The sequence below is a fragment of the Streptomyces otsuchiensis genome (assembly GCF_004305975.1).
Lineage (GTDB): Bacteria > Actinomycetota > Actinomycetes > Streptomycetales > Streptomycetaceae > Streptomyces > Streptomyces otsuchiensis.
On record NZ_BHZI01000127.1, the window covers coordinates 1 to 17,084 of the forward strand.

A 17,084-nucleotide genomic window follows, 5' to 3' on the forward strand; every position below is an offset into this window, starting at 1 on the left:
GCCCACCCCGGGCGGCTGGCCTACCGGGCCACCGAGGGCGCCGGCGAGGTCCAGACCCCACTCCTCGGCCCCGCCGCCGACGGCCTGGCGCTCGGTGAGCGGGTGTGGTTCCGGCACGCCAAGGCGGGAGAGCTGGCGGAACGCGTCAACTCCTTCCACCTGGTCGAGGGCGACCGGATCGTCGAGGAGGTCCCGACCTACCGGGGCGAGGGGCACGCCTTCCTCTGACGGCCGGCCGCGGCGGCCGGGCGTGTCCGCCGTCCGGGCATCCATGCCGTCCGGGCATCCGCCGTCCGGGGGTCCGCCGGACGTGGCGACCGTCCGGCCCGCTCGGCCCACCCGTGAGGCGGTGACGGTGCGCACCCGTCCGGACGCGTAGAGTCCGCGATGTCCGGTGGCCGGCCAGCGAGGAGCACGGGAGCGCCGCGTGAGTGTGCACACCTACACCGATGAGCGGACCACCGCCGAGCAGACGCTGTGGCGGCGGCTGTCCGCGCGCGACTCCCTCGTCCGGCGGCTCGACTGGCCCCTGCTGCTCGCGGCACTGGGTCTGACCGCCATCGGAGCCGCCCTCGTCTACTCCGCGACCCGGGGGCGCGCCGATCTCACCGGCGGCGACCCGTACTTCTTCCTGCTGCGGCACGCCACCAACATCACCATCGGACTGGTCCTCGCCGCGTTCGTCGTCTGGATCGGCAACACCCGCATCCGGGACGCCGCGCCGCTGCTGTACGTACTCTCCGTGGTCCTCACCGCCCTGGTCCTCACCCCGGTGGGCTCGACGGTCAACGGCTCCCAGCGCTGGATCGAGGTCGGCGGCGGATTCGCCTTCCAGCCCTCGGAGCTGGTGAAGGTCGCCGTGATCCTCGCGATGGCCGCCCTGTTCGCCGCCCGCGCGGAGGCGGACGACCGGCTCACCCCGACCGGCAGGACGGTCGTACAGGCGCTGCTGATCGCGGGCATCCCCACCGTCTTCATCCTGCTCACCCCCGACCTCGGCCAGACCATGGGCATGGCGGTGATCGCCCTCGGCGTCCTGACGGCATCCGGCGCCCACCGCGGCTGGATCCTCGGCCTGCTCGGCACCGGCCTGGCCGGAGCGCTCCTCGTCTGGCAGGGCGGCCTGCTCGACGAGTACCAGCTCAACCGCATCGCGGCCTTCGCCAACCCCGCGCTCGACCCGGCGGGCGTCGGTTACAACACCAACCAGGCGCGCATCGCCATCGGCGCCGGCGGCCTCACCGGCACCGGGCTCTTCGAGGGGCCCCAGACCACCGGCCAGTTCGTCCCCGAGCAGCACACCGACTTCATCTTCACGGTGGCCGGCGAGGAACTGGGCTTCGTCGGCGCCGGCCTGATCGTCGCGCTGCTCGGCGTGGTGCTGTGGCGGGCCCTGCGCATCGCGCGCGACGCCGGCGACCTCTACGGCACGGTCGTCGCGGCCGGCATCGTCTCCTGGCTGGCCTTCCAGTCGTTCGAGAACATGGGGATGTCGCTGGGCATCATGCCGGTGACCGGACTGCCGCTGCCGTTCCTCTCCTACGGCGGATCGTCGATGTTCGCGGTCTGGGTCGCGGTGGGGCTGTTGCAGTCCATCCACCTGCGCTCCCGCCTGCTCGCCCGCAGCTGACCGGTGACCCGCGGTGCCCGACGCCGCAGCTGACCGGAGCACGGCCGTGACCGATGGTGACCGGTCTCCGGCCGCACGGGGCGGCGACGGGCGACGGCGAGGGGGAGCCGCGGCGTCCCGGAAGGCGGGGCCGGGCCGCCCGTGGGCGCCGTCACACCGCTTGTCCCCCGCGCCGGTGATTCGCTGGTGATTCCGCCCACACCCCCACCCGCTGGAGGCGCGTGCGCGCGGTTTGCGACTTACAGTCGATGAATCCCATCACGGAGGTCCCCCCGCTCATGAAGCTCACCGTTGTCGGCTGTTCGGGGTCGTTCCCGTCCGCGGACTCGGCCTGCTCCAGCTACCTGATCGAGGCCGAGGGCTACCGACTGCTGCTGGATCTGGGCAACGGCGCCCTCGGCGAGCTGCAGAAGTACTCCGGGCTGTACGACATCGACGCCGTGGTCATCAGCCATCTCCACCCCGACCACTTCATCGACATGTGCGGCTACTTCGTCGCCCGCTACTACCGCCACGAAGGCGGCCGCTGCCCCCCGATCCCGGTCTACGGCCCTCCCGGCACCGAGGAACGACTGGTCACGGCCTACGCCGACACCCCCACCGAGAAGTCGATGAGCGAGGTCTTCGACTTCCGCGCGCTGGTCGACGGCGACGAGTTCACCCTCGGCCCGCTCGCGCTGCGCACCGCGCTGATGCGGCATCCGGTCGAGGCGTACGGCTTCCGCATCGCGCACCGGGACACCGTGATCACCTATTCCGGTGACAGCGGCCCCTGCCACGCGCTGGAGGAACTGGCCCGCGACAGCGACCTGTTCCTGTGCGAGGCGTCCTTCGTCGACGGGCGGGAGAACCTCCCGGACGTCCACATGACCGGCCGTGAGGCGGGCGAGTGCGCCTCCGCCGCTTCCGCCGGCCGCCTGGTGCTCACCCACGTGCCGCCGTGGACCGACGCCTCGCTCAACCTCCGTCACGCCCGTGACGTCTTCGACGGCCCGGTGGAGCTGGCGCGTCCGGGCGCCGTGTACCACCCGCAGCCCGCCGGGGCCCTGCCCCGGCGCTGAGGCCCGGCGCCGGGGCCCGGCTCTGACGCCCGGCGCGGAGGCCCGGTGCCACCGACGGTGCGGCGGCGGGCCGGGAGTGCGCCGGGCGGCGGCCGCCGGCCCCGACGGGACCGGCCGGTCCGGGCGCCCACGGCCAGCCGCTAGGCTCCCCTGCATGTCTCGTATCGATGGCCGTACCCCCGAACAGCTCCGTCCCGTGACGATCGAGCGTGCCTGGAGCAAGCACGCCGAGGGCTCCGTCCTGGTCTCGTTCGGCGACACCAAGGTGCTGTGCACCGCGTCCTTCACCGAAGGGGTGCCGCGCTGGCGCCGGGGGAGCGGACAGGGCTGGGTCACCGGCGAGTACGCGATGCTCCCCCGGGCGACCAACACCCGCGGCGACCGCGAGTCCGTCCGCGGCAAGATCGGCGGCCGCACCCATGAGATCTCCCGCCTCATCGGCCGTTCGCTGCGCGCCGTGGTGGACTGCTCCGCACTCGGCGAGAACACCGTCGTCCTCGACTGCGACGTGCTCCAGGCCGACGGCGGCACCCGCACCGCCGCCATCACCGGCGCGTACGTCGCCCTCGCCGACGCCGTCACCTGGGCGCGCGGCAAGAAGCTGGTGAAGGCCGGTGCCCGCCCGCTCAACGGTGGTGTCTCCGCCGTCAGCGTCGGCATCGTCGGTGGGGTACCGATGCTCGACCTCTGCTACGAGGAGGACGTGCGCGCCGAGACCGACATGAACGTCGTCTGCACCGAGGACGGCCGGTTCGTGGAGGTGCAGGGCACCGCCGAGGGCGCGCCGTTCGACCGCCGTGAGCTGAACGCCCTGCTCGACCTCGCCGCTGCGGGCTGCGGTGAACTCGCCGTCGCCCAGCGCGCGGCCCTGGAGCAGGCGGACTGATCGAGGGTCGGCGGGGCCGCTCGCCCACCGGGCGGGCGGTCGCCGCCGCTCCGATGTCACCCTCAGGAGTGATTCGCGCGTGATCCGGCCTCGAACGGGCAACCGCCGGGGGTTTGACGGGAGTCCTTACTGACGAAGGCTCATTCGGACAACGTCATCGGCACCCGCCCTCGACCGGGGGCGTCCAGGGGCCGGGCATCACGGTAGGAGGGGCGGAGAGCATGCTGCGGAACACGGGGTGGGGCGCTCGAACGGGCGGCGCCGCGGTCACCTTACTCGCGACGATCGCTCTCCTCGGCTGCGAGGTGAAGGAGCGGGCCGTGGACTGCGCCAAGCTGGCCATCGCGGTCTCCCGCGCCTATGACGAACTGGAACGCACCGCCCTCACCTCCGCGCTCGACCAGGAGCCGGACCAACTCACCGACGCCATCCGCAGCGACGCCCAGAAGGTCCGCGACCGCGCCGGGAACGTCGACGTCCGTCAGGCAGCGGACTCCGTGCTGGAGGCCGTCCGCAGCACCGAACGCGCGATAGCCGCCGGGGAGCGGCCCGATCTCTCCGCACTCGGCGACGCCACCGGTGAACTGACCCGCGCCTGCACCCCGGTCTGAGCCGCCCCGACCCCCGGCCGGGATAATCGCCGGCATGCAGCAACTCGTACTCGCCACCCGCAACGCCCACAAGGTCACCGAACTGCGCGCCATCCTCGCGGACGCCGGGATCACCGCCGAACTGATCGGCGCCGACGCCTTTCCCGAGGTCCCGGACGTCAAGGAGACCGGGACCACCTTCGCCGAGAACGCCCTCCTCAAGGCCCACGCCCTGGCCCGCGCCACCGGGCTGCCGGCCATCGCCGACGACTCCGGCCTGTGCGTGGACGTCATGGGCGGCGCCCCCGGCATCTTCTCCGCCCGCTGGGCCGGCCGCCACGGCGACGACCAGGCCAACCTCGACCTGCTGCTCGCCCAGCTCAACGAGATCGACGACCCCCACCGCGCGGCTCATTTCGCCTGCGCCGCCGCCTTCGCCCTTCCCGACGGCACGGAGCGGGTGGTCGAGGGCCGGCTGAACGGCACCCTCCGCCGCGCTGCCTCCGGCAGCCACGGCTTCGGCTACGACCCCATCCTCCAGCCCGACGGCCAGAGCCGGACCTGCTCGGAGCTGACCCCCGACGAGAAGAACGCCATCAGCCACCGTGGGCGTGCTTTCCGCGAACTCGCCCCGGTGATCGCCCCGTTGCTTTGACGTCCCGGCCCGGGATCACGCCTGGTAGGTGGCCGCGTCGTCGACGTCGCCGGTCGCCGTGAGGTAGGCCGAGACCACGACGTTCGCCGAGTAGGAGCGTCGGTCGGGATCGAACGTCCCACCACAGGTGATGAGGCGCAGCTCGGCGCGTCGTGCGTCGTGCGCACCGTAGACGGCGTCGGGATCGAAGTCGTCCCGGTCGATCACCTCGACGGCCTCCACGGTGAACGTCGCGGTGGAACCGTCGGAGCGGACGACGGTGACCTCGCCGCCGGGCTCCATGCTGCTCAGGTTGTAGAACACCGCCCGGTCGGTCTCGGTGTCCACGTGTCCCACCAGCAGGGCCGCGCCCTCCGCGCCGGGGGAGGGCCCGCCCCGGTACCAGCCGGCGATGTCGGGCGCCTCGTACGGCGGCGGCTCGACACCGCCGTCGGCATCCACCCCGCGCGGAATGATGTCCGCCCGCACCCCTATCGAGGCGATCTCCACCCGCAGCGGGGTGGCCGAGCCGCCGAGCGGCTCAAGCGGCGGCGGGAGCAGCCGGCCGTCGCTCAACTGGCCGCGCGTGCCGTCGGCGAGGACGCCGTGCGAGCCCTCACCGCCGGTCAGGTCCTTGCCCCAGACCCACAGCGCGAGCAGCAGCACGGTCCAGGCGAGGACTGAGGTCAGCCGCCCGGCCCCCGTCGAACGGGCCTCAGCGGCCATCGGCGCCACCGCCGCGCCGACGCCGTGCGGCGAGCACGGCCGCGCCGGCCAGGAGCCCGCCGGCGAGCAGCGTCACTCCGAAGGGCGCCACGGTCTCCGAGGCGCTCTCGGGCGCGGCCGGTCCGGCCACCACCTCATTGCCGGCGGCGCCGCCACCGCCGGCGTGCACGGGAGCGGTGGGCTTGGGCGGGTGCTTGGTGTGCTCCCCGTGGGCGACGACGACCACGCGGGCGCTGCCGGCCTTCGGCTTGCCGTCGCAGGAGACGTCCACCGGGTAGACCCCCGGTTCGATGCTGGAGCTGATCCGGCCCTCGCCGAACAGCCCGTGCCCGTCGTGGCCGAGCGGCACCTCGGCCACGAACGCCTCCGAGTGGGCGGTCGCCTTCTTGTGCGACTCGCACCCCTTGACGCGTACCTCGACGTCGTCACCGGGCTTCGGGGAGACGGGTGTGACGCGCACGTCCACGTGGTGGTGCCGGTCGGGTTCGGGTGGCGTGGCGACGGCCTGGCCGGCGGTTCCCGCCGTCAGGGCGGTGACGGCGGCGGCGCAGAGAGCGAACTGCAAAGGGCGGGCGATACCCATGACGGAACCTCCGGGTCGGTACTTCCGAAGGTCGCCCGCTCCGGCGCGCTCCGCATCCGCTGCGCCGCCCGGTTACGCCGTTCGGCGCGACCGGTCCCCGGACCGGCAGGCATCACCCGGCGGACGTCCGACGGCCCGCTCCGCGGTCACGCCCGCCCGCCGCCGGTCGCACGCCCCGCCCGGCGCCGCCGCGTCCCGTCGCCGCGTCCCGCCACCGTGTGCGCCCGGCGTCAGACCCGGTCGACCAGGTCCGCGATGGAGTCGGCGATCGTCGAGGGGCGGAACGGGTGCCGGTCGACCTCCTCGGGCTGGGTCACGCCCGTGAGCACCAGGAACGTCTCCATCCCCGCCTCCAGCCCGGCCAGCACGTCGGTGTCCATCCGGTCACCGATCATCGCGCTCGTCTCGGAGTGCGCGCCGATGGCGTTGAGGCCGGCGCGCATCATCAGCGGGTTCGGCTTGCCGACGAAGTACGGCTCACGGCCGGTCGCCTTGGTGATCAGAGCCGCCACCGACCCTGTGGCGGGCAGCGCGCCCTCGGTGGACGGACCCGTCTCGTCCGGGTTGGTCGCGATGAACCGGGCGCCGTCGTTGATCAGCCGGATCGCCTTGGTCAGCGCCTCGAAGCTGTAGGTCCGGGTCTCACCGAGCACCACGTAGTCCGGGGCGGTGTCGGTCAGGATGTACCCGACGTCGTGCATGGCCGTGGTGAGCCCGGCCTCGCCGATGACGTAGGCGGTGCCGCCGGGCCGCTGGTCGTCCAGGAACTGCGCGGTGGCCAGGGCCGAGGTCCAGATGTTCCCGACCGGCACCTCCAGCCCCATCCGGTTCAGCCGGGCGTGCAGGTCACGCGGGGTGTAGATCGAGTTGTTGGTGAGGACCAGGAACGGCTTGCCGGACTCCCGCAGCCGGGCGATGAACCGGTCCGCGCCGGGGATCGGGACACCCTCGTGGATGAGGACTCCGTCCATGTCGGTCAGCCAGGACTCGATCGGCTTGCGCTCTGCCACGTCAAGGACTCCTGCCGTACGCGTCGGGAACTGTGGGCGGCTCCGTCGCCGCGGATATCGGCCGAGTGCGGCGCGTAGCGCGCGCCGCCGCCGATGACCACAGCGTATTGCAGCGGGCGGAGGTCCTCACCGGCGCCCGCACGTGCGCGGGCGCCGCCTACGCTGGGCCGTTCGACGACGCGAGGGAGGACGAGCGTGCGACAGGACGACGTACTGGAGATCCTGGGCCTGGTCCGGGCGGCCGGGGCGGAGGTCTGGGTCGGCGGCGGATGGGGTGTCGACGCCCTCGTCGGACGGCAGACCCGTCCCCACGCGGATCTGGACCTCCTGCACCGCGGTGAGCAGGAGCCGGCGCTGCTGGCCGCGCTCGCGGAGGCCGGCTTCGCGGAGACCCTGGACTGGCGGCCGGCGCGGTTCGTCGTCGCCGACGGCCGGGGCCGGGAGATCGACCTGCATCCGCTGGCCGTGGCCGCGGACGGCTCGGCGACCCAGGAGTCGCTGGAGCCGGGCACGCCCTACCGCTACCCGGCGTCGTGCTTCGTCACCGGCACCATCGGGGGCACGGCGGTCGGCTGTCTCTCCGTGGAGCAGCAGATCCTCTTCCACCAGGGGTACGAGCCGGCCGAGCGGGACCGTCTGGACATGGCGGTCCTCCGTGAAGCCTTCGGGGTGGACACCCCGCTCTGACGCGGCCCGGCGCCCCGCTCGCCCCGGTGGCCCCGGCCGGTCCGGCCGGCGGGGCCCGGCGACATCGGTCAGATCTTCAGGTCGCGGATCAGCTTGGCCACGTGCCCGGTGGCGCGGACGTTGTAGAAGGCGTGCTCGATCCGTCCTTCCTCGTCCACGACGAAGGTGGAGCGGATCACTCCGTTGACCTTCTTGCCGTACATCGTCTTCTCGCCGAAGGCGCCCCAGGTGGCGAGGGTCTCCTTCTCCGGGTCACCGACCAGCGTGACCTTGAGGCTCTCCTGGTCCCGGAACTTCGCCAGCTTCTCCGGCTTGTCGGGCGAGACACCGATGACGTCGTAGCCGGCGCCGGTCAGCAGCTCCAGGTTGTCGGTGAAGTCACACGCCTGCTTGGTGCAGCCGGGGGTGAGGGCGGCGGGGTAGAAGTAGACGATGACCTTCCGGCCCGCGTGGTCGGCCAGGGACACCGGCTTGCCGTCGGCGTCGGGCAGGGTGAACGCGGGGGCGGTGTCTCCGGGCTGCAGCCGGTCCGTCATGGCGGGCTCCTCGTCGATGCTGGTGGGGGACGGGGCGTCACGGGCCGACACCCCGTGCGGTGCACCCGCCCGAGCTTAGAACAGCGCCGTTCGGGGGTCGCGCGGCGCGGGAGGGGGACCGAGCTGACAGACTGTCCGCAAGAGAAACCGATCACGGAGGCAATGCGGTGTCGGAAGCCAAGAAGGCAGCCCCGGGTTCCGCGGAGATCGCGGCCCGGATCGAGCGGCAGCGCGAGCAGCTGGCCGCGACCCTGGACGAGATCGCCGTCCGGATTCACCCCAGCACTCTCGTCGAGGACGCCCGGGCGCGTGCCGTCTCGGTCGTCGACCGGACCGCCGGCCGCGCGTTCGTGGCGGTCAACCGGTCGGTCAGCGACGTACGGGGCCGGCTCGTCGGTGACAACGGCGCACCCCGGCTGGAGCGGGTCGTCCCGCTGGCGCTGGTCGTGGTCGGCGTCGCCGGACTGCTGGTGGTGTCCTCCCGCCGTCGGCGCCGCTGACGCCACGGCCCGAACCCACGGGTACCGAGCCCACGGGTACCGAGCCCACGGGCACCGAGCCCATGGCCCGAGCCCACGGGGCCGCCCCAACGACGGGCTCGCTGTCGGACATTCGTCCGGACGGCGGGCCCGCTCTCATGCCTGGGCCGGGGTACCTCCACGGCGGTACCCCGGCGGTGGCGAGCGCAGGGGAGGCCGAACGGTGGCCGGGCGTCCTGAGATACGGTCGTCCCCGTGAGCAGCAGCCAACCGACCCACGACAAGCTCCCCATCCGGATGATGCACGACCGCGTGCTGGTGCGGACCGACACCGGTCAGGGTGAGCGCCGCTCGTCCGGCGGCATCGTCATCCCCGCCACGGCCGCCGTCGGCCGGCGCCTGGAGTGGGCGGAGGTGGTGGCCGTCGGCCAGAACGTGCGGGCCGTCGAGCCGGGGGACCGGGTGCTCTACGACCCGGAGGACCGCGCCGAGGTCGAGGTCCGTGGTGTCGCCTACCTGCTGATGCGCGAGCGCGACCTGCACGCCGTGGCGGCCGAACGGCTGGAGGGCTCCGAGGACTCCACCGGCCTCTACCTCTAGCGACCGCCGTTCCCGCCCGCTTGCCGGAGCCGGGTGGCGGCTCCCTTCCCCTGTGCGCACCGTGCGGCATGAACGGCCGGACGTGCCCGGAGACGGGCGGACCGTGTCCCACGCGCCGTCAGTTGCCGGCCCCTTCCCCGGGCTGCTCCGGCTCGACCAGGTCCTCCGGCGGGTCCGGGACGTCGGCCGGCGGCTCCGGCTCGGCCGGTTCCGGCTGACCCGGTTCGTCGGGGTCGTCCGGGGGTGACGACGGGGTGTCGCCCGGCTCCTCCGGCGCGGTTCCCGGGCCGCTGCTGGGCGCGCCGCTCGGGGTGCCGGACGACGGGGTCGCGTCGGGGCTGCCGCTCGGCCCGTCGGTGATCCCGCCCGTCCGGAGGTCGAAGTCCTGGACCGGGGTGCCCTCCAGGGCGGCAGCCGTGTACTGCGCCCAGATGCGGGCCGGGACCCCGCCGCCGTTGACCCGCTCCATGCCCAGCGCCCCGTACATCGGCGTCTGCGTCCCGGTCTCGGGGTCCTGCCCCATCAGGGCCACCACGGTCGCGAGGTCGGGCGTGTAGCCCGCGAACCAGGCTGCCTTGTCCTGTTCGGCGGTCCCGGTCTTCCCGGCCGCCGGGCGGCCGACCTCGGACGCCGCGGAGCCGGTGCCGCCGTCGACCACGCCGAGCAGCACCTCGGTGGTGGCGTCGGCCGCCTCGCGGGAGAGCGCCCGCTGCGGCTCGGCCGCCGGCACCTCGACGGCCTCGTCGCCCACGGTGACCTCGGTGACCAGGACCAGGGGACGGCGCTCGCCGTGCGAGGCGAGCGTGGCGTAGGCGTGCGCGAGGTCCAGCGGGCTGGGGGTGGAGGTGCCCAGCGAGATGGAACCCGCGGCCTCCTCCAGACCCGGGGTGGACTCGGGCAGGCCCAGGGCGATCGCGGTGTCGCGCACCACCTCGGGGCCGACGTCCACCCCCATCTGGGCGAAGACGGCGTTGACGGACCGGTCCATGGCCTCGCTGACCGTCAGGGTGCCGTAGTCGGTGTCCTGTTCGTTCTCCGGGGACCAGCCGGTGCCGCTGCCGTCGGGGGAGATCACCTCCCGTCCGCTGGCGCCGCTGTAGGTGGTGCCGGGGCCGATCCGGTCCCCGGAGCCGTTGGTCGAGCGGTTCTCCAGCGCGGCGGCGTAGACGAACGGCTTGAACGTGGAGGCCGCCTGGTAGTCGCGGCGGGTGGCCGCGGAGATGAACTGCTCGGTGTAGTCGGAGCCGCCGTAGAGCGCCACCACCGCACCGGTGCCGATGTCCACCGAGGCCGCGCCGGCCCGCACGGCCGCGTCCTGCGACCGTTCCTCGTCCAGCAGCGCCGTCAGCTGGTCGTCGACGGCGGCGCCGAGTGCCTCCTGCCGGGCGGGGTCGAGGGTGGTGGTGACGCGGACCCCGCCGGTGGCCAGCCGCTGTTCGTCGAGGATTCCCCGCGCGGCCAGATGCTGGTTGACGGCCTCGACCAGGTAGCCGCGCTGTCCGGAGAGCGCCGACTGGGGCCGGTGCTCGACCGGTTCGGGGAAGGCCATGGTCTCGCGCTCACCGGACGGCAGCCACCCCTCGGAGACCATGCCGTCCAGGACGTAGTTCCAGCGGGAGAGCGCCCGCGCGCGATGCTGCGGGCCGGCCTCCACGTCGTAGGCGCTGGGCGCGTTCAGCAGCGTCGCCAGATAGGCGCTCTCGGCGGTGCCGAGCTGGTCGACGTCCTTGTCGTAGTACGCCTGGGCCGCGGCCTGGATCCCGTAGGCGCTGCGGCCGAAGTAGCTGGTGTTGAGGTAGCCCTCCAGGATCTCGTCCTTGCTCACCTCGCGGTCCAGCTTCACCGCGATGACGAACTCCTTGGCCTTGCGCGTGACGGTCTGCCGCTGGTCCAGGTAGTAGTTCTTCACGTACTGCTGGGTGATGGTGGACCCGGACTGGCGTCCCTCGCCGCGCAGCATGTTCCAGCCGGCGCGGATCATCGCCTTGGGGTCGACGGCCGACGTCGAGTAGAAGTCCCGGTCCTCGGCGGCCAGCACGGCCTCCCTGGCCTGGTCCGGCACGCGGGAGAGCGGGACGCTCTCCCGGTTGACGTCGCCGGTGCGGGCGATCACCGATCCGTCGGCGTAGAGGTAGACGTTGCCCTGGGCGGCCGCGTCCGACTTCGGCTCCGGGATCTCCACCAGCAGGTACCCGGCGACCAGCAGTCCGGCCAGCAGCACGGTGAAGGCCGCCAGGGTGGTGAGGGTGGTGCGCCAGCCGGGGATCAGCCTGCGCCACCCCCGGCGGCGCCCCGGTGGCCTGTCGGGCCGTGGGGACCAGCGCCGGGGCTGCCCGGCGGTGTCGTTCGGCCCGCTCTGGTCACTCATGCCGCTCCGGACTCCTCGCCCCTCGCCCACCGGCCCGGCCATCGCCCGAAGATGGACAATATGTCTTATAAGGGCTCAGATTCTTGCACTGAGGGTGCCCGGTGCTGGAGCGACGCGCCCGGGTGCCACCCGTGCGGCGCCCGGCCGGCGGTGCGGCGTGATGCGGCCCGCCGGGTACGCGGGGCCGGGGTGCGGGGCCGGGCCGGGCGGGGGAGTGATCCGGTCCGGATCAGGACGGATCAGGTACGGGTCAGGTCTGGATGTCGCGCGCGGGTGCCAGGGCCGCCAGGTCGACGGCCGCCGCCATCGCCTCGTAGCCCGCGTCCGAGGGATGCAGACCGTCCCCCGAGTCGTACGACGGCAGCAGGCGCGCGGTGCGGTCCGGGTCGCGGAGCGCTAGGTCGAGGTCGACCACGGTGTCGAAGACGTCGCCGTCCCGGATCGCCTCGTTGACGCGTTCGCGCACGCCGTCCCGCCCGGCGTCCCAGCCGCTGTGCCCCTCGAACGGCGGAAGTGTCGACCCGGCCACCACCAGACCGGCGTCCCTGGCGTCCGCCGTGAGCTGTCTGAGCCCGGCGATCAGCGCGGCGGAGTCGCCGCCGTCCGGGTCGCGGATGATGTCGTTGATGCCCAGCTGAACGATCACCGCCCGTACACCCGTGTGGGGGATGACATCCGTGTGCAGGCGGCGCAGCCCGCGGTCGCCGTTGAACGGCCGGTCCGGGGCCGCGTCCCGCAGCAGCTGGTTGCCGCTGATCCCCGCGTTGAGGACGGTGTAGCGGGGAGCGGCGGTCCGCTCCCGGAAGCGCAGCGCCAGCTGGTCGGTCCAGCGGCGGTTCGCACCGGGGGTGGAGGTGATGCCGTCGGTGAGGGAGTCGCCGAGGACGGCGACCGCTCCGTCCGCGTTCTGGCTGAGCAGCTGTACGGCGGTGACGTACCGCCAGTCGGTGATCTCCCGCGTGTAGGCGGAGCCGGAGATGTCGGAGGACCGGTCCCCGTCCGCCACGTAGCTGGTCTGGCGCGCCCTGCGGTGGTACGTGACCGGGCCGCCGGACTCCGGCGCGTACACGGTGACCAGCAGGTCGGAGCCGGCCGGCACCTCCAGTCGGGCGGCGTCGCTCAGCGCGTCGCCGCCGGCCGGGATCGCGACCTCCTGCTCACCACCGAAGGAGAGCCGGCGCATCGTCTCGGGCACCGCGTCGGGGCCGCCACCCGCCGCGAGGGCGACGGTGGCGTGCGACACGCGTAGCGTCGAGTCGCCGTACCGGTTGGACAGCGAGATCCGCACCGCCGTGCCGCCGCCGGTGGGGCGCAGCACGTTGCGGACCGCCTGCCCCGGCATGCCGTCCGGGTGGTCCGGCTGGGCGCCGGTGGGCGCCGCCGTCCACGCGCTCAGCCACACGCCCCCGGACGCCGGCTGCACCTGGTCGGGGGCGCTCAGCGCGCCCGTCGCGGCCTGGCCACGTGGGCTCAGGCTGTCGGCGATCAGCACTCCCACCACCAGAGCGGTGGCTATCAGCGTCGCCAGAAGTCCATGTCCGCGCACTCTGCTCAGCAACCGACCGTTCCCCTCTGCCGGCCCGAACCCCGGGTCACGCCTGTCCACTGGTCACATCCTCCCATTCCGGCGCCGCGGCGCATGTCGTGGTTTCCGGGTCCACCACCGGCGCACGCCCTATTCGGCCACCCGCGGCCGGTCGCCCCGACAGTGCACAATGCGGAGCAACAGAACTGGTGGAGCGGACGAGTGACACGAGAGAACAGGCGACGGGGGAGGTCCGGGTGACCGGCACGGAGGACACCGACGGTTCGGAATCGGCGGAAAACGCGGGGCGCGCGACGCCCACGGAGACGACCGGCGGTGCTACCGGCGCCCCGCCGGGCGCCACCGACCCGGGGCCACCGGGAAGCGGCCCGGCCCCCGAGCCCGGCCCGCGACGGCCCGGCGGCGGCGCCACCTTCACCGCGGCCGACATCGAGAAGCAGCGCGGCCTGCGCACCATGAAGGCGGTGGCCACCGGCCTGCTGGTGTTCGTGGCCGTGGTCTACGCGCTCGCGACCTGGGCGGAGTCGGCCGGAGCGGGCGCCTGGGCCGGCTACGTCGCCTCGGCGGCCGAGGCCGGGATGGTCGGCGCACTCGCCGACTGGTTCGCCGTCACCGCGCTGTTCCGTCATCCGCTCGGCATTCCCATCCCGCATACCGCGATCATCCCCACCAAGAAGGACCAGCTCGGCCAGTCCCTCGGCGACTTCGTCGGTGAGAACTTCCTCTCCGAGCAGGTCGTTCGCGACAAGCTCGGCTCGGTGCGGCTCTCACACCGGCTCGGCAGCTGGCTGGCCCGTCCGGAGAACGCGGACCGGGTGACCGCCGAACTCGCCACGGCTCTGCGCGGCGGACTCGGCGTCCTGCGGGACGCCGACATCCAGACGATCATAGGAGAGGCCGTCACCAGGCGGGCGGGTATCACCGAGATCTCCCCGGCCCTCGGGCGGTTGCTGGAGCGCACCGTCGCCGACGGCGGCCACCGCGCGATGGTCGACCTCGGCTGCGCCAAGGCCCACGACTGGCTGATCGAGCACCGCGAGTCGGTGATGACCGCGATCGAGGGCGGTGCTCCGGGCTGGACACCGCGCTTCGTCGACCGGCGCGTGGGGGAGCGGGTCTACCGCGAACTGCTGCGCTTCACCACCGAGATGCGCGACCAGCCCGACCACCCCGCCCGCGCCGCGCTGGACCGCTTCCTGGCGGACCTCGCCGACCAGCTCCAGCACGACCCGGCGACCCGGGAGCGGGTGGAGCGGCTCAAGGCGGAGCTGGTGCGCCGGCCCGAGGTGCAGGACCTCATCGCCTCCACCTGGGCCTCGCTGCGCGCGATGCTGCTGACCGCCGCCGAGGACGAGCGCAGCGCGCTGCGGATCCGCGCCCGGGCCGGGGTGCTGTCGGCCGGTCAGCGGCTGGAGACCGACGAACGGCTGCGCGCCAAGCTGGACGGCTGGGTCTCCGACGCCGCCGTCTACGTCGTCAACGGCTACCGGGGCGAGATCACCTCCCTGATCACCGACACCGTCGCCGCCTGGGACGCGGAGCACACCTCACGCAAGATCGAACTCCACATCGGCCGCGACCTCCAGTTCATCCGGCTCAACGGCACGATCATCGGCGCGCTGGCCGGTCTGGTGATCCATGCCGTGACCCGGGCACTGGGCGGGTAGGTGGGTGGAGCCGCCCGGTATCATGGCGGGTCCGGCGGCCGTTGCTGAATTGGTATAAGCGCAACACTTAGGATGTTGTGGGCGAAAGCCCATGTGGGTTCGAGTCCCACCGGCCGCACTCGCACCGCTCCGCTCCCGTGCCGGTCCCTCGCGGACCGGCACGCGTGCGTCCGGAGCCGTCCCCGCGCCGGGCGCGTGCGGCAGCCTCCGCCCCGCCTCGTGTTTCCGGTTCCCGCTCCCACCGCCACGCCCGGAGCGCCGCCCCCGCGCCCGCCGCCGGTGGCGATAGCGTGGGCGGCCGGCAGGTCCCTAACGTCCTGGGAGGACTGACACGATGGCAACCACGCGCACCGCCACGACCAACTGGCAGGGTTCGCTGATGGACGGCTCCGGCACGGTCTCGCTGGACTCCTCGGGAGTCGGCAGCTTCGACGTGAACTGGCCCTCCCGCGCCGAGCAGCCCAGCGGCCGCACCAGCCCGGAGGAGCTGATCGCGGGGGCCCACTCCGCGTGCTACTCCATGGCCCTGTCCCACGGCCTGGCCGGAGCCGGTACCCCGCCCGAGTCGGTGGAGACCAGCGCCGACGTGACCTTCCAGCCCGGCGAGGGCATCACCGGCATCCTGCTGAAGGTCCGGGCGCGTGTGCCGGGTCTCGCGGCGGACGACTTCCAGACGGCCGCCGAGGACGCCAAGAAGAACTGCCCGGTCAGCCAGGCGCTCGCCGGGGTCACCATCACCCTGCAGGCCGAACTGCTCTCCTGAACCGCCGTTCCCTCCGCACCACCGGGCCGGGCGACACGCACGACGTCGCCCGGCCCGACGCGTCCGGGCCCGACGCGTCCGGGCCCGACGTGTCCCCGCCCGACGCGTCCCGAGCCGGCCGCTGCCGGGCCGTCAGGGCCCCGGCAGCGGCCAGCTCGGGCCGTCCGGGGAGTCCAGCCACAGCCGCTGCCGCGTGCCCGTCACGCTGACGCCGAACCGTTCGGGGCCCGGCCGCCCGGCCGCCGCGAACACGCGGTGCGCCTCCTCCAGGAGGCCCCAGACGGCGCGCGGCCCCGCCTCGGCGACGGTGCCGTCCGGGTGACGCCGCGCCGTCGAACCGTCCGCCGCGCGCACCGAGACCGAACGCGGCGAGAACGCGGCGTCCACCCGCCACTCCAGATCAGGTTCCACCACACTGACCAGGAACCTGAAGTCGATGTCGCTCACCGCCTCCACCGGCAGCCGCGACTCCCGCCGGGCGGCGTCGTCCGGCTCGGCCGGGGCCGCCACCTCCGGACGGGGGCCGGCGTGACGCAGCGGCATGAAGTAGGCGGCACCGAGGAACCGCCCCGACGCGCGGTCCGGCCCCTCGGGCACGACCCGGACCAGGCCGTGCCCCAGCGGCGCCACGATCGTCCCGGACCGGTCGAGCTGACGCAGCCACGGCAACGGCACCCGGTCCACCCGGCAGGTCGCGATGATCCGGTCGTACGGCGCGCGTTCGGGCCAGCCGCCGGCGCCGTCGGCGGTCACGACCAGTGGCCGGTAACCCGCCTCCGCCAGCCGAGCCCGCGCCGCCGCCGTGATCTCGGGCGTGACGTCCATGCTGGTGACCCGGCTCTCGCCGAGCCGGTGCGCCAGCAGCGCCGCGTTGTAGCCCGTGCCGGTGCCGATCTCCAGCACGTCGCAGCCGTCGGTCACCTCCAGCGCGTCCAGCATCGACGCCATCAGCGACGGCTGGGAGCTGGAGGAGACCGGTTCGCCCGCGTGACGCCGGGTCACCAGCGCCTGGTCGCGGTGGACTCCACGCAGCCACGCGTCCTCCCGGTTGTCGCAGCCGATCCGCAGCCCCGAGACGTCGTAGTAGTGGGGAACGAACAGGTGCCGGGGAACCTCCTCGAACGCCGCGCGCCAGTGCGGGTCGTCGAGCGCGCCGGCCCCGGCCAGCGCGGCGGTCAGCTCCGCGCGCAGCCGCGCGGCCCGGCGGTCGGTCTCCTCGCTGCGGTTCATGGTCCTCCTCGGCTGCGGGGTGTCTGCGGTCGCACCCGAACCGTCCCACGGCGGACGCGCCGCGCGTGGCAGCCGGGCGGGCGGGGAG

The 17,084-nt window shown here is 73.6% G+C and carries 17 protein-coding genes, 1 tRNA gene and 1 pseudogene; 12 read left to right on the forward strand and 7 right to left on the reverse strand.

The features are described 5' to 3' along the window. From E0D90_RS13885 to rdgB, 6 genes and pseudogenes are all read left to right on the forward strand, one after another. Window positions 1-228, forward strand: a pseudogene (locus E0D90_RS13885) (amino acid deaminase/aldolase); the annotation flags it as partial. Between the two features lie 205 nt (window positions 229-433). After that, a complete protein-coding gene (rodA, locus tag E0D90_RS13890) occupies window positions 434-1,630 on the forward strand; it encodes a rod shape-determining protein RodA (RefSeq protein ID WP_174856196.1) in 1,197 nt (398 codons plus the stop codon). A 278-nt stretch (window positions 1,631-1,908) separates the two neighbouring features. Beyond that, window positions 1,909-2,691, forward strand: coding sequence for an MBL fold metallo-hydrolase (locus E0D90_RS13895; protein ID WP_130798407.1), 783 nt, complete (start codon window positions 1,909-1,911; stop codon window positions 2,689-2,691). Window positions 2,692-2,845: 154 nt separating this feature from the next. Continuing rightward, window positions 2,846-3,577, forward strand: a complete 732-nt coding sequence (gene rph, locus E0D90_RS13900) for a ribonuclease PH (protein WP_103501979.1) — start codon at window positions 2,846-2,848, stop codon at window positions 3,575-3,577. 221 nt (window positions 3,578-3,798) lie between these two features. Further along, window positions 3,799-4,188 carry a hypothetical protein gene (locus tag E0D90_RS13905; RefSeq protein ID WP_103501978.1) on the forward strand — a complete coding sequence of 130 codons (390 nt, stop codon included), beginning with the start codon at window positions 3,799-3,801 and terminating at the stop codon, window positions 4,186-4,188. A gap of 34 nt (window positions 4,189-4,222) precedes the next feature. Next, window positions 4,223-4,822 carry an RdgB/HAM1 family non-canonical purine NTP pyrophosphatase gene (rdgB, locus tag E0D90_RS13910; protein WP_103528260.1) on the forward strand — a complete coding sequence of 200 codons (600 nt, stop codon included), beginning with the start codon at window positions 4,223-4,225 and terminating at the stop codon, window positions 4,820-4,822. A 15-nt stretch (window positions 4,823-4,837) separates the two neighbouring features. Here the strand turns inward: rdgB and E0D90_RS13915 are convergent, their stop codons facing one another. From E0D90_RS13915 to E0D90_RS13925, 3 genes are all read right to left on the reverse strand, one after another. After that, entirely contained in the window at window positions 4,838-5,527 is a 690-nt protein-coding gene (locus E0D90_RS13915) for a class F sortase (protein ID WP_103501976.1), read from the reverse strand. Continuing rightward, on the reverse strand, window positions 5,517-6,110 hold the full coding sequence (locus E0D90_RS13920) for a hypothetical protein (protein ID WP_103501975.1): 594 nt from the start codon (window positions 6,108-6,110) through the stop codon (window positions 5,517-5,519). The genes E0D90_RS13915 and E0D90_RS13920 overlap by 11 nt, the downstream gene beginning before the upstream one ends. Window positions 6,111-6,340: 230 nt before the next feature. Further along, entirely contained in the window at window positions 6,341-7,120 is a 780-nt protein-coding gene (locus E0D90_RS13925; RefSeq protein WP_103501974.1) for an HAD-IIA family hydrolase, read from the reverse strand. A gap of 195 nt (window positions 7,121-7,315) precedes the next feature. Here E0D90_RS13925 and E0D90_RS13930 point away from each other — a divergent pair, with 195 nt between their 5' ends. Next, window positions 7,316-7,807: a nucleotidyltransferase domain-containing protein gene (locus E0D90_RS13930; RefSeq protein WP_130798409.1), complete on the forward strand. Its 492-nt coding sequence runs from the start codon at window positions 7,316-7,318 to the stop codon at window positions 7,805-7,807. A 68-nt stretch (window positions 7,808-7,875) separates the two neighbouring features. Here the strand turns inward: E0D90_RS13930 and bcp are convergent, their stop codons facing one another. Beyond that, window positions 7,876-8,343 (reverse strand): thioredoxin-dependent thiol peroxidase, encoded by a 468-nt coding sequence (bcp, locus tag E0D90_RS13935; protein ID WP_130798411.1) that lies wholly within the window; start codon window positions 8,341-8,343, stop codon window positions 7,876-7,878. 167 nt (window positions 8,344-8,510) lie between these two features. On the opposite strand from bcp, the gene E0D90_RS13940 reads away from it, so the two are divergent. Together E0D90_RS13940 and E0D90_RS13945 are read left to right on the forward strand one after the other, a co-directional pair. Then, entirely contained in the window at window positions 8,511-8,843 is a 333-nt protein-coding gene (locus tag E0D90_RS13940; protein WP_103501972.1) for a DUF3618 domain-containing protein, read from the forward strand. Window positions 8,844-9,119: 276 nt separating this feature from the next. Next, complete coding sequence (locus E0D90_RS13945; protein ID WP_103501982.1) at window positions 9,120-9,422, forward strand: GroES family chaperonin; 303 nt, start codon at window positions 9,120-9,122, stop codon at window positions 9,420-9,422. Window positions 9,423-9,540: 118 nt separating this feature from the next. Here the strand turns inward: E0D90_RS13945 and E0D90_RS13950 are convergent, their stop codons facing one another. Continuing rightward, on the reverse strand, window positions 9,541-11,790 hold the full coding sequence (locus tag E0D90_RS13950) for a transglycosylase domain-containing protein (RefSeq protein ID WP_174856195.1): 2,250 nt from the start codon (window positions 11,788-11,790) through the stop codon (window positions 9,541-9,543). Window positions 11,791-12,040: 250 nt separating this feature from the next. Beyond that, a complete protein-coding gene (locus tag E0D90_RS13955) occupies window positions 12,041-13,336 on the reverse strand; it encodes a GDSL-type esterase/lipase family protein (RefSeq protein ID WP_307721141.1) in 1,296 nt (431 codons plus the stop codon). Window positions 13,337-13,572: 236 nt separating this feature from the next. Between E0D90_RS13955 and E0D90_RS13960 the strand changes: the two genes are divergently transcribed. From E0D90_RS13960 to E0D90_RS13970, 3 genes are all read left to right on the forward strand, one after another. Further along, window positions 13,573-15,003, forward strand: coding sequence for a DUF445 domain-containing protein (locus tag E0D90_RS13960; RefSeq protein ID WP_227870209.1), 1,431 nt, complete (start codon window positions 13,573-13,575; stop codon window positions 15,001-15,003). 34 nt (window positions 15,004-15,037) lie between these two features. After that, a tRNA-Leu gene (locus E0D90_RS13965) sits at window positions 15,038-15,121 on the forward strand. A 216-nt stretch (window positions 15,122-15,337) separates the two neighbouring features. Beyond that, entirely contained in the window at window positions 15,338-15,766 is a 429-nt protein-coding gene (locus E0D90_RS13970) for an OsmC family protein (protein ID WP_103501970.1), read from the forward strand. Between the two features lie 132 nt (window positions 15,767-15,898). Here E0D90_RS13970 and E0D90_RS13975 read toward each other — a convergent pair whose 3' ends face one another. Next, window positions 15,899-16,996 carry a methyltransferase domain-containing protein gene (locus E0D90_RS13975; RefSeq protein WP_130798415.1) on the reverse strand — a complete coding sequence of 366 codons (1,098 nt, stop codon included), beginning with the start codon at window positions 16,994-16,996 and terminating at the stop codon, window positions 15,899-15,901. Window positions 16,997-17,084: the final 88 nt, after the last annotated feature.

What these genes read in the sequence shown, in the direction of transcription:
- rdgB (WP_103528260.1), top strand. Translation starts at nt 4,223, where the DNA reads ATGCAGCAACTCGTACTCGCCACCCGCAACGCCCACAAGGTCACCGAA.
- E0D90_RS13950 (WP_174856195.1), bottom strand. Translation starts at nt 11,790, where the DNA reads ATGAGTGACCAGAGCGGGCCGAACGACACCGCCGGGCAGCCCCGGCGC.
- E0D90_RS13975 (WP_130798415.1), bottom strand. Translation starts at nt 16,996, where the DNA reads ATGAACCGCAGCGAGGAGACCGACCGCCGGGCCGCGCGGCTGCGCGCG.
- E0D90_RS13970 (WP_103501970.1), top strand. Translation starts at nt 15,338, where the DNA reads ATGGCAACCACGCGCACCGCCACGACCAACTGGCAGGGTTCGCTGATG.
- E0D90_RS13905 (WP_103501978.1), top strand. Translation starts at nt 3,799, where the DNA reads ATGCTGCGGAACACGGGGTGGGGCGCTCGAACGGGCGGCGCCGCGGTC.
- E0D90_RS13920 (WP_103501975.1), bottom strand. Translation starts at nt 6,110, where the DNA reads ATGGGTATCGCCCGCCCTTTGCAGTTCGCTCTCTGCGCCGCCGCCGTC.
- E0D90_RS13945 (WP_103501982.1), top strand. Translation starts at nt 9,120, where the DNA reads ATGATGCACGACCGCGTGCTGGTGCGGACCGACACCGGTCAGGGTGAG.
- rph (WP_103501979.1), top strand. Translation starts at nt 2,846, where the DNA reads ATGTCTCGTATCGATGGCCGTACCCCCGAACAGCTCCGTCCCGTGACG.
- E0D90_RS13915 (WP_103501976.1), bottom strand. Translation starts at nt 5,527, where the DNA reads ATGGCCGCTGAGGCCCGTTCGACGGGGGCCGGGCGGCTGACCTCAGTC.
- bcp (WP_130798411.1), bottom strand. Translation starts at nt 8,343, where the DNA reads ATGACGGACCGGCTGCAGCCCGGAGACACCGCCCCCGCGTTCACCCTG.
- E0D90_RS13895 (WP_130798407.1), top strand. Translation starts at nt 1,909, where the DNA reads ATGAAGCTCACCGTTGTCGGCTGTTCGGGGTCGTTCCCGTCCGCGGAC.